Raw genomic sequence first — 14,830 nt, forward strand, 5'->3', positions numbered from 1 at the left:
CTGGAGGGGTGGCAGGGCGATGCCGACCGGCTTCGCGCCGAACTGCGCGCCGGCCGCGCGCGCGATGCCGCGGCGGGGCGGACGCTGGGCGGACCGCATCGCAGCGACCTGATCGTGACGCACCGCGACAAGAACCAGTTGGCGTCGCTCTGCTCGACGGGCGAGCAGAAGGCGCTGCTGCTCGGCATCGTCCTCGCTCATGCCGAACTGGTCGCGGACCGGGTCGGCCGCGTGCCGATCCTGCTGCTCGACGAAGTCGCCGCGCATCTCGACCCCGCGCGGCGCGCGGCGCTGTTCGATCGGCTAGCTGGCAGGGGCCAGGTCTGGATGACGGGCACCGAGGACGCGCTGTTCGCGGGGTTGCCGAACGACGCCGCCCGGCTTCGCCTGACGGAGCAGATAGGCTCCTCTACAGGCGGCATTGAAACCATATAGGCACACCGCTATACCCTCGACCAGCGAGTCTTCCGACCCGCTGCGGCTCCCCGCTCGCTTGGGAGCTTGGGGCGTCCTCTTCATGCAACCGCTCGACGCGTGGCTCGTGGGGTTCGGCCTGCGTTCGCTGGCCCTGTTGTGCCTCGAACTCGGCTGTTTCCTGTTCGTCGTGCCGACATTGTTCGATTTGCACAGCGATCTGGCCGATGCCGCCGCCGCGATCCTGGCGATCGCCGCGCTCGTCGGCGGGTTCGTCGGCATCGTCGGGCTGACGCGTGAGGCGACCGCCCTCATCAGGGACAAGGACCAATGAATCCCCGTATCATCCGCTGGAGTCCGCTGCTGCTGCTCCCGCTCATCGCGATCGTGCCGATCACGTCGTGCAGCCGGGTCGAACCCGGGCATGTCGGGATCAAGGTCAACAACTTCGGCAGCGCCGCCGGGGTGTCGGACCATGCGCTGGGCGTCGGCTGGTATTTCACGCCGGTCGGATCGAACATCTACGAATATCCGATCTACACATCGACCTATGCCTGGACCGCGGGCAGCAGCGAACAGACCGCGGCGGACGAGGCTTTCACCTTCCAGGACAAGAACGGCCTGAACCTGTCCGCCGATATCTCCGTCGCCTACCGTGTCGACCCGGTGAAGGCACCGATCCTGTTCCAGAAATACCGTACCGAAATGAGCGGGATCGTCGCGGGTCCCTTGCGCAACGCGGTGCGGTCGGCGCTGAACGAGGAATCGGCGATGCTGGGCGTCGAGGAGATCTACGGACCCAAAAAGGCCGCGCTGATCAACGCGGTGCTGCGCGACGTGTCGAAATATTTCGAGCCGGTGGGGCTGCATGTCGAACAGCTCTACTGGGCGTCGAACGTCCGCGTGCCGCAACAGGTGCTGACGCAGATCAACACCAAGCTCGCGAACGAACAGGCGGCACTCGCCGCGCAGGCCAATGTCGCAACCGTACGCGCCAATGCCGATGCGCGGATCGCGGATGCGCAGGGCAAGGCGCAGGCATCGCACCTCGAAGGCGACGCGTTGCGCGCGAACCCCGAGATCCTGCGCCAGCGCGCGATCGAGAAATGGGACGGCAAGCTGCCGACCTATATGTCGGGCAACGGGCAATTGCCGTTCATCGTCGACAGATAACGGCGTTCCTGCTTTCGCAGGAGAACGGGAGCCCTACCCCGGCGCTGACTGGCGCGTCGAGATGACCTTGGTGGGGCAGCGGACGGACCGGTTCGGATCTTCGTCATGCCGGCCTTGTCCCGGCATCCAGGGCCGCGAGCGATCGGCTTGCGGCCCTGGACCCCGGCACGAGGCCGGGGTGACGGCGGACAGGCTGTCCTACAAGGCGCGTTTCGGCGTAGCCTTGTGCCATGTCCCGATCCCTCGCCCCGTCTTGGTCCAACCGCTTCACGATCACTCCGCCCGGGAGCGATTCCGACGCCGACGTAGCGTGTGGTTCGTCCACTTCCGATCCCGCGACTCGGGCAAGTGGAGGCGTGATGGCAGTCCTCCACTTCCTCCACTTCCGGAGGTGGCGGAGGGCCGTCGCGCGGCCATTTCGCTTCCGTTTCGGGTCCGTCGTGCCTATATGCTGTTCATGAACGAAACACCCGAAGACGCCGGCCGGCACACCGCGCCCGACTCCGCCGAAAACCCCAACAAGAACGATTACGGTGCCTCCTCGATCAAGGTGTTGAAGGGGCTGGACGCGGTGCGCAAGCGGCCGGGCATGTATATCGGCGATACCGACGACGGATCGGGTCTGCATCACATGGTGTTCGAGGTCAGCGACAACGCGATCGACGAGGCGCTGGCGGGGCATTGCGACCGGATCGACATCCAGCTGAACGCGGACGGATCGGTCAGCGTGACCGACAATGGCCGCGGCATCCCGACCGGCATCCATCCCGAAGAGGGCGTGTCCGCGGCCGAGGTCATCATGACCCAGCTCCACGCGGGCGGGAAGTTCGAGAACACGTCCGACGACAATGCCTACAAGGTCTCGGGCGGGCTGCACGGCGTCGGCGTGTCGGTGGTCAACGCGCTCAGCGAATGGCTCGACCTGACGATCTGGCGTGACGGCGAAGAGAATACCATGCGCTTCGCGTTCGGCGATGCGGTCGCGCCCTTGAAGGTCGTCGGCCCGTCGAACGGCCGCAAGGGGACGAAGGTCACGTTCTTCCCGTCGCCCGCCACCTTCAAGATCACCGAGTTCGATTTCGACAAGCTGGAGCATCGCTACCGCGAACTGGCGTTCCTGAATTCGGGGGTGCGGCTGTTCTTGACCGATGCGCGGCACGAGGACGCGAAGACGGTGGAGCTCTATTACGAGGGCGGGATCGCCGCGTTCGTCCGCTATCTCGACCGGACCAAGTCGCCCTTGTTCCCCGATCCGATCGCGATCCATGGCCAGCGCGACGATGTCGGGATCGACGTCGCGCTGGAATGGAACGACAGCTATTACGAGAACGTCCTCGCCTTCACCAACAACATCCCGCAGCGCGACGGCGGCACGCATCTGGCGGCGTTCCGCGCAGCGCTGACTCGAACGCTGAACAACTATGCGGAAAAGTCGGGGATGCTGAAGAAGGAGAAGGTGACGCTCACCGGCGACGACATGCGCGAGGGGCTGACCGCGATCGTGTCGGTGAAATTGCCCGATCCCAAATTCTCGTCGCAGACCAAGGACAAGCTGGTGTCGTCCGAGGTGCGCCAGCCGCTCGAAAGCCTGATGGCGGACAAGCTGGCCGAATGGCTCGAGGAAAACCCCGTGCATGGCCGCTCGATCGTCGGCAAGGTCATCGACGCCGCTGCGGCGCGCGAGGCCGCGAAGAAGGCGCGCGAGCTGACCCGGCGCAAGGGTGCGCTGGACATCGCCTCGCTGCCCGGCAAGCTCGCCGATTGCCAGGAAAAGGACCCCGCCAAGTCCGAACTGTTCCTGGTCGAAGGCGATTCCGCCGGCGGTTCCGCCAAGCAGGGTCGCGACCGGCATTTCCAGGCGATCCTCCCCTTGCGCGGCAAGATCCTGAACACCGAACGCGCGCGGTTCGACCGGATGATCTCGTCGCGCGAGATCGGGACGCTGATCCAGGCGATGGGTACCGGCATCGGCCGCGACGATTTCAACGCGGACAAACTGCGCTATCACAAGATCGTCATCATGACCGATGCGGACGTCGACGGCGCGCATATCCGGACATTGCTGCTGACGTTCTTCTACCGGCAGATGCCCGAACTCATCACGCGCGGGCATCTCTTCATCGCGCAGCCGCCGCTGTACAAGGCCACCAAGGGCCGGTCCGAGGTTTATCTGAAGGACGATGCCGCGCTCGACGAATATCTGGTCGATGCGGGGGTCGGGGCGATGGTGTTGGAGACGAGCGGCGGGGCGCGGTCCGGTCCCGATCTGCGCAGCCTGATCGACCATGCCCGGCGGATGCGTTCGGTGATGCGCTACGTGCCGCGGCGTTACGACGCGTCGATCATCGAGGTGCTGGCGCTGGGCGGCGCGCTCGATCCGGTCCTGACCCGCGACCAGCGCGCGGCGACGGTGTCGGAGGTCACGCGCCGGCTCGACGCCGGCGATGTCGGCGAAGCGGGCGATGCGCGCTGGTCGGCGCGGCTGACCGAGGATGGCGGCGTACATTTCGAACGGCTGTGGCGCGGCGTGACCGATCACCACATCGTCGAGGCGACGTTCCTGGCGTCGGCGGAGGCGCGCAAGCTGCACACGCTGGCGGCGGAACAGGCGGCGAGCTTCGAACAGGCGGCCAAGCTGGTGCCGATGCGCGGCGCGGCTGCGCAGGAGGAGACGCCTGCGGATGCGAACGACGCGCCGATGACCGACGAACAGGGCGCGGCCACGACGCTGGCACGTGGCCAGACCCGCGTCGCGCGGCCGAGCCAGCTGCTCGACGCGATCCTGGTCGCCGGCCGCAAGGGCCTGTCGATCCAGCGCTACAAGGGCCTGGGCGAGATGAACGCGGAACAGCTGTGGGAAACCACGCTCGACCCCGCTGTCCGCACGATGCTGCGCGTGACCGCGGAGGAGACCGCGGCGGCGGACGACGTATTCTCCCGCCTGATGGGCGAAGTCGTCGAACCGAGGCGAGAATTTATCCAGGAAAACGCGCTGAACGTGGCGAACCTCGACGTCTGATGTCGCTGGTTCTCGGGCAATATCCCTTCGTTGCTGCAGGTCAGTTTCGCGTATCATCAGTTTAATTGATCTATGCTGGCCATGCGTGAAACTGCCGGGTGGCGAACAGCTGACGGCATCATGCCGGCAACGCGTCGTTTACGAACCTCGGCTAGACGGACCGAATGGGAATGGAGAGCCTCATTCGGGCGGCGGACGCCGGACGGCACGACGTTTGCGCGTTCCGGATGCTCGATCTGCTACCCGGTCTCGTGTCCTATGTTACGCCTGACCTCGTGTGCCGGTATGCCAATGCGCGTCACCGCGAATGGTTCGGGCGGTCCGCGGCGGATATCGTCGGGCGGCCATTGTCCACGCTCATCGCAGCGAAGGCATGGCCGATGATCGAGGTCCGGCTCGCCCGGGCTCTGGCAGGCGAGCGAATTGATTTCGAGGAAACGGTGGATGTCGGCACCGGCCAGACGATGGTGCAGGGCAGCTACATTCCCGATCGCGGCGGCGACGGGCAAGTTCGCGGCGTCGTCGGCATGGTGTCGCTGCCCAGCATTCGAAAGGATCTGCGCGCCCGGCTCAACGAAAGCCAGGCGCTGTTCGATACCGCGTTCGGCACGGCACCGATCGGCATGACGCTGATCACGCCACAAGGTCGCTTCCAGCGGCTGAACCTGGCGATGGCGACGATGCTGGGACGCGACGAGGCGGATCTGATCGGCCGTCACTTCGCCGATCTGACGCATCCCGATGATGTCGCGGTCAGCCGGGCGCGGTTCGATTCGGCGATGATCGACCGGACCGGCGGGTATCGACTGGACAAACGCTATCGTCACGCCGACGGCGGCACCGTACATGTCAGGCTGGCGGTATCGATCGTCCGCGATGCCGATGGCCGGCCGCTGCATTGCCTGACGCAGGTGGACGATATCAGCGATCGCCACCGTGCCGAACGCGCCCTTCGCGATCGTAACGCCACATTGTCGCGGGCGATGGACGCCATCAGCGGCGGCTATTGGCGGATCGATACCGGCACGGGCTGCTTCGCTCTTTCGACGCAGCTCGCCGAATATGTCGGTGTGTCGCCGGACGCATCGCTCGCCGATTATATCGAACGCGTCCTGCCCGAGGATCGCACCGAAACCGACCTGTCGACACTGTTGCTGCCGGGTAGCGAACGATCGTCGGGGGAATACCGGATCAGGACCGCACGGGGCCTTCGCTGGGTCCGAAGCGACCGTACCGTCGTGTATGGGCCGGCAGGGGAGCTGCGCGAGATCGTCGGTGTCGTCGTCGATGTGACCGATCAGCGCGAGCGGCTGGCCCGTGCGGAAGCGAACGCCATCACCGATCCGCTGACGGGTGCATTGAACCGGCGCGGGTTGCCGCGGCGGTTCGCACCCGGCAGCCATGCGTTGCTGGGCGTCGCGGTGATCGACCTCGACGGGTTCAAGGCGATCAACGATCGTCATGGCCATGCGGTCGGCGACGCCGTGCTGGTCGAGGTGGTGCGCCGGCTGAAAGGTCTGGGCAAGGGCCGCGTCGTCCGGCTGGGCGGCGACGAATTCGCGCTGATCGCGGAACGCGCCGATGACGCCGCGATCGCGCTGATCCGGCGCCGGATCGAACGCGCGATGGCGCGACCGTTCGTCGTCGCCGGGTTGACGCTGACGATCAGCGCGAGCGTCGGCGTCGCCTCGACGGTGGACGGGTCGATCGACGTCGATGCGCTGATCCGGGTTGCCGACGGCCATGTCTACCGCGTCAAGCGCCGGACCGACTGATCGCAACCGCCAATGCTGGCGATCCGTCTACCGGCGTGCGATGGTTTGCCGATAGACCTAACGGGAGACGATCGATGATCCGCCACGCCCTGTTCGCCACGCTTGCGATCGTGACTGCGGGCGGGCTTGCCGCGCAGATCCATCGGACCGATGCCGGTGCCACGATCGCGGCCGCGCTCGCCGATCCGGCGCGGGCCGATCAGGCGACCGACGACGATCGCCGCATGGCCGCGCAGGTGCTGGCGTTTTCGGGGGTGAAGCCGGGCGATACCGTCGTCGATTATCTTCCCGGCCGCTATTATTGGACACGCATCCTTACCGATATGGTCGGGCCATCGGGGAAGGTGCTGGCGATGTGGCCCGCTGCGCTGGCCGATCGTTCGGCGAAGGCGCTACCCGATACGCTGCTGAAATGGAAACTCGCGAATGTCGGCTATGTCGCCAATCCGACCAACCTGCCAAGCGCGTCGGTGCCAGTCGACCTGTTCTGGACGGTCGAGAATTATCACGACATTCCGCGCAACGGTGCTGGCGAACCCGCGCTGCGCGCGTTCGACGGTGCGGTATTCAGGATGCTGAAATCGGGCGGGACCTATCTGGTCGTCGATCATGCAGATGTGCCCGGCACCGCGCTGGCAGGCACGCAGGACAAGCACCGGATCGATCCCGACTTCGTGAAGCGCCAGATCCAGTCGGTCGGCTTCCGCTTCGTCGGCGCATCGCCCGCGCTGCGCAACCCGGCAGACGATCACGCCAAATCGGTGTTCGATCCATCGATCCGCGGACACACCGACCAGTTCATCTATAAATTCCGCAAACCATAGGCCGTCAGAGCAGCAATTCCTGCGCGGTCGCGCGGCCGACCGGACCGCCGTCGCGGCGGCGGTCCATCTCCGCCTGTGCGGTAAAGCGGACATCGGGGTCGCGATCGGTCAGGAACCCCATCAGCGACTCATGCCCGATCTCGCGCCAGTCCTTGCCGCGATCGGGACCGTAGCGGACGCGGGGCAGCAGTCCGGGCGTACGCGACCATTCGATCAGCTGCGCGACACTCGCCTCGTTCAGCATATCGCGCAGGTGGAACGCCGTGACATAGGCGTCCGGAAACGCCCGGTGCGCGGGCAGGCCGCGTTCATGGTCTATGCCCGCCGGGCTGCGCCAATAGCGAAGCACTTGGTTCGAAAAGCTCGGCGAATCGGGCCAGAGCCGAAGCGCGCATTTCCAGGTGCAGATCCATTCCGCACCGTGAGTGAGCGTCGGACTGCAGAATTGCTGCTCGAATTCCGCACGATGCGCCGCCAGCGCGATGCGGCGCGGGTAGGGATCGAGCACCGGCCGCGCGACGTCGTGCCACCAGCGCGCATCCGCCACATCCTCGTCGCGGATATGATGGATCGCCATGGTCACCGGCGGAATCCGCCGACCGGGATTGACGAGGATGTTGCCGCCCTCGCCGTACAGTTCCCAGCGCCCATTCGCGCCGAGAGCGACGTCCTGCCAGCCGATTTCGCACACGCCGTGTGCCGGGGGCGCGCTTCCCGTGGTTTCGAGGTCGATGACGCGGACGATCTGGGGTTGCGGCGGTGGCATGGGGGTTATGTGGGCATCGTCAGGTGAAAAGCGAGCCGATCGGCAGGACTCCGCTCGCGATCAGGTGCGCGTCGATCGCCGCGATCAGTCGCGCCAACCCCGCATCGTCGCCCGCCTCGGCCCGGATCGTCAGCGCCGCCTCCGTATTCGACGCGCGCAGCAGCCACCAGCCATCGGGAGTCGTCACCCGCGCGCCGTCGGTCGGGTTGAAATCCGCGCCCGCTGCGGTCAGCCGCTCAAGCACCTCGCCGACGATCGCGGTCTTGCGCGTCTCGTCCACCGGCAGCCGCCGCTCGGGCAGATCGACGACCGCTGGCATCGCAGCCTTCAGTTGGGTCAGCGACCGCCCCGATTCGTGGATAGCCCGGATGAGCCGCACGGCAGCATAGGCCGCGTCGTCATAGCCATAATAATCGTCCGCAAAGAAGATGTGCCCCGACATCTCGCCCGCCAATTGTGCGCCCGTTTGCGCCATTTCGGATTTGATGACGCTGTGCCCGGTGCGGGTCATGACCGGCTTGCCGCCGAGTTCCGCGATCCGTTCGAACAGATGCCGGCTAGCCTTCACATCGGCGATCACGGTGGCACCGGGATGCGCGCGAAGTACCGGTTCGGCCAGCACCGCCAGGATCTGGTCGCCCCATACGACGCGGCCCAACGCGTCTACCGCGCCGATCCGGTCGCCGTCGCCGTCGAAGGCCAGTCCGAAATCGAGCCGTTTTGCCGCGACCAAGTGTTTCAGGTCGCTAAGGTTCGCTTCCACGCCGGGATCGGGATGATGATTGGGAAAATTGCCGTCGACCTGGGTGAAGAGCAGGTGATGCTCACCCGGCAACAGCTTTACCAGCTGCTCGATGACCGGGCCAGCCGCGCCGTTGCCGCAGTCCCAGCCGATCCGATACGCGCCGATCGCTCCCTCCGCGAGGCGCTCGACATAGGTGTCGAGGACATCGACGTTCGCAACGCTGCCGGCACCCTCGGTCCAGTCGCCCGTAACGGCCAGTGCCGCAATGTCCTGGATATCGTCTCCGAAGAACGCGCGGTGCTGAAGCACCATCTTGAAGCCGTTGTGGTCGCCGGGATTATGACTGCCGGTTACTTGTACCGCGCCATCCACCTCTAGCGTGGCCTCGGCGAAATACAGCATTGGGCTTGGGCCCAGACCGATCCGGACGACGTCGACGCCGCCCGCCCGCAATCCCGCCACCAGAGCCGCCTCCAGCATCGGCGAGGACAGCCGCCCGTCATAGCCGACCGCGACCCGCATGCCGCCTACGCGCCGGACCCGCGTCGCGAAACCGCGGCCGAGTGCGTGGGCATCCGTCTCGCCGAGGGTCCGACCGACCACGCCGCGGATATCATATTCGCGCAGGATGCCGGGGTGAAAGACGTGGGCCACCTAACGCGGGCGCGTCAGCAGGACGTCGCGCGCAGCATTCACCCGGCGCGCCAGCTCCGCCGAACCCCCGCGATCGGGATGAACGCCCGCCACCAGCCGGCGATGCGCTGCGCGGATAGCCTCCTCATCCGCGTCGGGTCCGACGCCAAGGACTGCGCGCGCCTCGGCCTCGTTCGGTACCGCGACACCCGGCTTGGCGGCGGGACGCTTGAACCACGTCCACGCCGCCCAGATGAGGACGAGCGCGACGATGTATTTCAAGCTGCTACCCCCGGTAGCTCGGGCTGGTTGGTACGTTCGGGCAGTTGCAATGCCGCCATCATCTCGCGCAGCTCCTGCCGCGCGGCGACATGCGACAAGCCCATCGAGCCGAACGCCTTGGAATCGATCATCGTCAGTCCGCTTGGAAATAGCTCGCGATAGATCACGCGCTCGCCGAGTCCCGGAATGATACGGAATCCGACCCGCTTCGACAGCTGCGCCAGCGCATCCGATACCCGTCGCATGTTGCGCGCCTCGACATATTGCAGGCGGTTGCGAAGCACGACCCAGTCGATCGTCGTCCCGTCATGCCGCGCGCGCTGCTTGCGCGCATCCCAGATCAGTTCGGAATAGAAGCTGGGGCGGGTCACCTGGAATGTATCGGGATCAACCTGCCCGATCAGGTCGAAGTCGACGAAGCTGTCGTTCATCGGCGTAACCAGCGTGTCCGACAGCGTCGCGGCGGTGCGGGCGAAGGGATCGTCGCGGCCCGGCGTATCGACGACCAGATAGTCGGCATCGGCCAGCAGCATGCTCCACAGTTCCTCGAACTGCGCTTCGGTCTGGGCGTCGAGCGTCGCATGGACCGGCATCGGCAGGCCGGCACCGGTGCGCTTGATGGTCGCCGCCCGGTTGTCGAGATAGCGCCCGACGGTGCGTTGGCGATGGTCGAGATCGAGCACCGCGACGCGCGCGCCCTTCGCGGCCAGCGCGATCGCGACATGGACCGCGGTGGTCGATTTGCCCGTTCCGCCCTTTTCGTTGGCGAATACGATGACGTGGGTATTCTCTGGCCCCTGGGGCAAAGCCTCGCATCCCTTGTTGATCGGCGGAAGCGTCGATCATAGAAGCCGACGCCTCGGGTAACGAGGGGTAAAATCGCGTCATGGATATCGTTCGGGAACTGGCCGCCTTGCGCATCGCGGTTGCAGCGCTGCGCAGCGACGGCGCGAGCGTCGCGCTGGTTCCCACGATGGGTGCGCTGCACGCCGGTCATATTGCGCTGGTCGAGGCAGCGAAGCGACCCGGCACCAAAGTCGTGGCATCGATCTTCGTAAACCCTAGGCAGTTCGGTGCGAACGAGGATCTGTCGCGCTATCCCCGGCGCGAGATGGCGGACCTGAAGATGCTGACCGAGGCTGGTTGCGACCTCGTCTGGCTGCCCCCGGTCGAGGCGATGTATCCGCAGGGCTTCGCGACCAATATCGGCGTGACGGGGGTCAGCGACGGCTTCGACGGTGCCGCGCGGCCGGGCCATTTCGACGGCGTCGCGACGGTGGTCGCCAAGCTGTTCAACCAGGTCGCCCCCGACTGCGCCTATTTCGGCGAGAAAGATTTCCAGCAGCTGGCGGTCGTGCGGCGCATGGCGCTGGACCTCGACTTCGCGGTCGAGATCGTCGGCGTGCCGACGCAGCGCGACGATGACGGCCTCGCGCTGTCGTCGCGCAACATCTATCTCGACGAGGACGAGCGGACGAAAGCCGTGGCTCTGCCGCGTGCACTCGGCGTGGCGGCGCGCGGTATCGCTCGCGGCGACGATCCCGCCGATGCCGTCGCTGTGGCGCATGCTGCGTTGATCGCCGCCGGGTTTGCGGTCGACTATCTGGCGCTTGCGGATGCCGAAACGCTGGCCGCGGAACCGGCCGCCGATCGGCCGCGCCGGCTGCTCGTTGCCGCCCGGATCGGCACCACACGCCTCATCGACAACATCGCGATCGACCCACCCGAACAGGGTTAGCACGCGTTAACCCTTTGGTGACGCGAATCGGTGCAAGCTTCCTTCATGGCCAAAAGGGGGCTTTCACGATGGGCAATGCAATGAAGAGCGCGCAGTTCCTGATCGACAGCCGGATCGCCGATGCGGCGTGCGGCAACAGCGATGCGCTGTACGATCTGGGGGTCTGTTATTCGACAGGCACGCGCGGCGTCGCGATCGACCTGATCGAGGCGCATAAATGGTTCAACTTGGCCGCGGTCGGCGGGATCGACGCGGCGCAGGATGCGCGCGCCGACGTGGCCGAAGACATGACCGCGCGCGAGATCGCCACCGCGCAGGCCGCCGCTCGCGCCTGGCTCGGCATGACCCGCGCGCGCGCCGCCTGACACCCTATTCCGCGGCCTTCTTAACGGCGGGCTTCTTCGCAGCGACCTTCCTGGCCGGTGCCTTCTTCACCGCCGCCTTCTTGGGCACCGCCGCCTTCTTCCCTTTCTTCACCGGTGCCGTCGCCGCGCGCACGTCGATCAGCGAGGCGGCTTCTTCCAGCGTCAACTGGTCCGGCTCGATCGACTTGGGCAGCGTCGCATTCGTCTCGCCATCGGTGACGTATGCGCCGTAACGCCCCTCCATCAGCTTGATCTCCGCCTCGGTCCGCGGATGCTTGCCGAGTTCGCGCAAGGGTGCGCGCGGCGCGCCGCGTGCCGGTCGCCCGCCATTCGCCGCTGCTTCCGCCAGCTTCACGACCGCGGCGTTCATCCCCGTCTCGAACACTTCGGCGGTGGAGGTCAGTCGCGCATATTTGCCGTCATGGACCAGATAGGGGCCGTAGCGGCCGATCGCCGCATTGATCGGGTTGCCGCTTTCGGGGTGGTTGCCGATCGTCCGCGGCAGCGCGAGCAGCTTCAGCGCGATCTCCAGGTCGAGTTCGACGTCCTTCGGGATCGACGCACGCTTCGCCTCCTTGCCCTCGCCCAGCTGGATATAGGGCCCGAACCGCCCCGCCTTGCGCTCGACCGGCAGCCCGGTCTCGGGATCGTTGCCGAGCGTTTCCGGTCCGCTATCCTCGTCCGCGCTGCCGCCTTGCGCGAAGCGTCGGGTGAATTTGCAGTCCGGATAGTTCGAACACGCCACGAACGCGCCGAACTTGCCGCCACGCAGCGCGAGCCTTCCCTCGCCGCAATTCGGGCAAAGCCGCGGATCGCCACCGTCCGCCTTGGCGGGAAACAGATAGCTTTCGAGAAACACGTCCAGTTCGGCGGTGATCGCCGACGGCTGCTGCTCCATCACTTCGGTGGTGCGCGGCTTGAAGTCGCGCCAGAACGCCTCCAGCACCGCCTGCCACTGCGCGCGACCGCCCGACACGTCGTCGAGTTCGTCCTCCAGCCCGGCGGTGAAGTCGTAAGAGACGTATTTCTCGAAGAACCGTTCGAGGAACGCGGTCAGCAGTCGGCCGCTTTCTTCAGCGAAGAAGCGGTTCTTCTCCAGCCGGACATAGCCGCGGTCCTTCAGCACGTCGATCGTGGAGGCATAGGTCGAGGGTCGCCCGATCCCCAGTTCCTCCAGCCGCTTGATGAGGCTGGCGTCGGAGAAGCGCGGCGGCGGCTGCGTGAAATGCTGTTCGGCCTCGACCGCTTTCTTAGCGGGCGCATCGCCTTCGCGCATCCGGGGCAGACGGCGCGAGTCCTCGTCTGCGGAGTCGTCGCTGCCCTCCTCGTAGAGCGCGAGATAGCCGGGGAAGAGCACGACCTGCCCGGTCGCACGCAGCACGTTCCGGCCGGTGCCGTCCGCCAGTTCGGCGACGGTGCGCTCCATCCGCGCCGATGCCATCTGGCTGGCGAGTGCGCGCTTGAAGATCAGGTCGTACAGCCGCGCATGATCGCCGCCGCCCGCCTTGTCGCGGCCGAAATCGGTCGGCCGGATCGCCTCGTGCGCTTCCTGCGCGTTCTTCGCCTTGGTCTGATATTGCCGTGGCTTGTCGGGGACATAGCTTGCGTCGTAGCGGTTCGCGACGGCGAGGCGCGCGGCGGAGATGGCGGACGAATCTATCTGCACGCCGTCGGTTCGCATATAGGTGATCGAGCCGTCCTCGTAGAGCCCTTGCGCGATCCGCATGGTGTGGCTGGCCGAGAAGCCGAGCTTGCGTGCCGCCTCCTGCTGCAGCGTCGAGGTGGTGAAGGGTGGCGGCGGGTTGCGGCCCGCGGGCTTGGTCTCGACGCTCTGGACCGAGAAGCGTCCGTTCTCGACCGCCCGCTTCGCGGCCATCGCATCGCCCTCGACCGCGATCGACAGCCGGTCGAGCTTCTTGCCGTCCCACTGGACCAGCCTAGCGGTGAACGGCGTGCCGTCCTGCTCCATCGCCGCGATCACCGACCAATATTCCTGCGCGCGGAACGCCTCGATCTCGCGCTCGCGCTGGACGACGAGGCGCAGCGCGACCGACTGGACGCGGCCGGCGGACTTCGCGCCGGGCAGCTTGCGCCACAGCACCGGCGACAGCGTGAAACCGACGAGATAGTCGAGCGCCCGGCGCGCGCGGTACGCATCGATCAGGTCGGTATCGAGCTCGCGCGGATGCTTCATCGCCTCGGTCACCGTCGCCTTGGTGATCGCGTTGAAGGTGACCCGCTCGACCGCCTTGGGAAGTGCCTTGCGCAGCCGCAGCACCTCCTGCACGTGCCAGCTGATCGCTTCGCCCTCGCGGTCCGGATCGGTTGCGAGGATCAGGCGGTCGGCGGTCTTCGCCAGATCGGTGATCGCTTTCAGCTGCTTGGACTTGTCGGCGTAATTCTCCCAATCCATCGCGAAGCCGTCGTCGGGCTTCACCGACCCGTCCTTCGCGGGCAGATCGCGGACATGGCCGTAGGAGGCGAGCACGCGGTAATCGCTGCCGAGGTATTTCTCGATGGTCTTCGCCTTGGCGGGCGATTCGACGATGACAAGCTGCATGGGGTTCGAAGCGTCCTTACGTGTACGCGCGAGGGTGGGGTGGGGTTGCGGGGGCGTCAAGCGGGCGGGGCGGCGACGGCGGGCGTTCGCCATACCGATGGTTCGGAAGTGGACGAAGTGGACGCCCCGCCCCCGTTCGAATCCGGCCTGCTGAAATCGAAACGTCGAGACCCAAGGCGAGCCGAGCATGGTTTGCCACCCCGGCGAAGGCCGGGGCCCAGGTGCAAAGGTCGATGTAACGATGTGCATCGCGCCGCCACCTTCGCTCGGCAACTGGCCCCGGCCTTCGCCGGGGTGGTCGGCGGGTCGAGCGGGGCCAACCCGGTCGGAAGTGGAGGAAGTGGAGGCGTGCCAATGCGCTTTCCACTTCGTGCGAAAAGAAGGACTTACGCCGTCACGCGACCCCATCGTTCCCGCGTTCGCGGGAGAACATCCAGGACAGAGGATCACATGGGTTCGCATCATGCGGGCATGGCATGGCAAATGGTTTGTAGGACAGCGGGGAGTGGCGGGTTTCGCCTCGATTTTAAGACTCG

The 14,830-nt window shown here is 66.2% G+C and carries 12 protein-coding genes and 1 pseudogene; 8 read left to right on the top strand and 5 right to left on the bottom strand.

Annotated features, from left to right (window positions below):
* From HUU99_RS12110 to HUU99_RS12135, 6 genes and pseudogenes are all read left to right on the top strand, one after another.
* Positions 1-435, top strand: a pseudogene (locus HUU99_RS12110) (DNA replication/repair protein RecF); the annotation flags it as partial.
* Between the two features lie 82 nt (positions 436-517).
* Positions 518-748, top strand: a complete 231-nt coding sequence (locus HUU99_RS12115; protein WP_174286841.1) for a hypothetical protein — start codon at positions 518-520, stop codon at positions 746-748.
* Complete coding sequence (locus HUU99_RS12120; RefSeq protein ID WP_254603158.1) at positions 745-1,587, top strand: SPFH domain-containing protein; 843 nt, start codon at positions 745-747, stop codon at positions 1,585-1,587. Before HUU99_RS12115 ends, HUU99_RS12120 begins: the two co-directional genes overlap by 4 nt.
* Positions 1,588-2,044: 457 nt before the next feature.
* The gene (gyrB, locus tag HUU99_RS12125; protein WP_174286842.1) at positions 2,045-4,606 is read left to right on the top strand and encodes a DNA topoisomerase (ATP-hydrolyzing) subunit B; all 2,562 of its coding nucleotides are present in this window, start codon (positions 2,045-2,047) and stop codon (positions 4,604-4,606) included.
* A 170-nt stretch (positions 4,607-4,776) separates the two neighbouring features.
* A complete protein-coding gene (locus HUU99_RS12130; RefSeq protein WP_174286843.1) occupies positions 4,777-6,381 on the top strand; it encodes a sensor domain-containing protein in 1,605 nt (534 codons plus the stop codon).
* A 74-nt stretch (positions 6,382-6,455) separates the two neighbouring features.
* Positions 6,456-7,205, top strand: coding sequence for a class I SAM-dependent methyltransferase (locus HUU99_RS12135; RefSeq protein WP_174286844.1), 750 nt, complete (start codon positions 6,456-6,458; stop codon positions 7,203-7,205).
* A gap of 4 nt (positions 7,206-7,209) precedes the next feature.
* Here the strand turns inward: HUU99_RS12135 and HUU99_RS12140 are convergent, their stop codons facing one another.
* The 4 genes from HUU99_RS12140 to HUU99_RS12155 are packed head-to-tail and all read right to left on the bottom strand — an operon-like array spanning position 7,210 to position 10,437.
* The gene (locus HUU99_RS12140; RefSeq protein WP_174286845.1) at positions 7,210-7,971 is read right to left on the bottom strand and encodes a 3'-5' exonuclease; all 762 of its coding nucleotides are present in this window, start codon (positions 7,969-7,971) and stop codon (positions 7,210-7,212) included.
* A gap of 19 nt (positions 7,972-7,990) precedes the next feature.
* A complete protein-coding gene (gene pgmG, locus HUU99_RS12145; protein WP_174286846.1) occupies positions 7,991-9,370 on the bottom strand; it encodes a phosphoglucomutase/phosphomannomutase PgmG in 1,380 nt (459 codons plus the stop codon).
* Positions 9,371-9,631 (bottom strand): J domain-containing protein, encoded by a 261-nt coding sequence (locus tag HUU99_RS12150; protein ID WP_174286847.1) that lies wholly within the window; start codon positions 9,629-9,631, stop codon positions 9,371-9,373. It abuts the gene before it with no gap.
* Positions 9,628-10,437 carry a division plane positioning ATPase MipZ gene (locus HUU99_RS12155; protein ID WP_174286848.1) on the bottom strand — a complete coding sequence of 270 codons (810 nt, stop codon included), beginning with the start codon at positions 10,435-10,437 and terminating at the stop codon, positions 9,628-9,630. Before HUU99_RS12155 ends, HUU99_RS12150 begins: the two co-directional genes overlap by 4 nt.
* Positions 10,438-10,517: 80 nt before the next feature.
* Between HUU99_RS12155 and panC the strand changes: the two genes are divergently transcribed.
* Complete coding sequence (gene panC / locus HUU99_RS12160; RefSeq protein WP_174286849.1) at positions 10,518-11,369, top strand: pantoate--beta-alanine ligase; 852 nt, start codon at positions 10,518-10,520, stop codon at positions 11,367-11,369.
* A gap of 68 nt (positions 11,370-11,437) precedes the next feature.
* Positions 11,438-11,734 (top strand): SEL1-like repeat protein, encoded by a 297-nt coding sequence (locus tag HUU99_RS12165; protein ID WP_174286850.1) that lies wholly within the window; start codon positions 11,438-11,440, stop codon positions 11,732-11,734.
* Between the two features lie 4 nt (positions 11,735-11,738).
* Here the strand turns inward: HUU99_RS12165 and topA are convergent, their stop codons facing one another.
* Entirely contained in the window at positions 11,739-14,294 is a 2,556-nt protein-coding gene (gene topA, locus HUU99_RS12170; RefSeq protein WP_174286851.1) for a type I DNA topoisomerase, read from the bottom strand.
* Positions 14,295-14,830 lie beyond the last annotated feature (536 nt).

This window comes from Sphingomonas bacterium, from assembly GCF_903642285.1.
In the GTDB taxonomy this organism is placed as follows: Bacteria; Pseudomonadota; Alphaproteobacteria; order Sphingomonadales; family Sphingomonadaceae; genus Sphingomonas.

Bases quoted from the DNA above. Each gene is read 5' to 3' on its own strand.
- gyrB (WP_174286842.1), top strand. From the start codon at position 2,045: ATGAACGAAACACCCGAAGACGCCGGCCGGCACACCGCGCCCGACTCC.
- panC (WP_174286849.1), top strand. From the start codon at position 10,518: ATGGATATCGTTCGGGAACTGGCCGCCTTGCGCATCGCGGTTGCAGCG.
- topA (WP_174286851.1), bottom strand. From the start codon at position 14,294: ATGCAGCTTGTCATCGTCGAATCGCCCGCCAAGGCGAAGACCATCGAG.
- HUU99_RS12140 (WP_174286845.1), bottom strand. From the start codon at position 7,971: ATGCCACCGCCGCAACCCCAGATCGTCCGCGTCATCGACCTCGAAACC.
- HUU99_RS12130 (WP_174286843.1), top strand. From the start codon at position 4,777: ATGGAGAGCCTCATTCGGGCGGCGGACGCCGGACGGCACGACGTTTGC.
- HUU99_RS12115 (WP_174286841.1), top strand. From the start codon at position 518: ATGCAACCGCTCGACGCGTGGCTCGTGGGGTTCGGCCTGCGTTCGCTG.
- HUU99_RS12135 (WP_174286844.1), top strand. From the start codon at position 6,456: ATGATCCGCCACGCCCTGTTCGCCACGCTTGCGATCGTGACTGCGGGC.
- HUU99_RS12120 (WP_254603158.1), top strand. From the start codon at position 745: ATGAATCCCCGTATCATCCGCTGGAGTCCGCTGCTGCTGCTCCCGCTC.
- HUU99_RS12165 (WP_174286850.1), top strand. From the start codon at position 11,438: ATGGGCAATGCAATGAAGAGCGCGCAGTTCCTGATCGACAGCCGGATC.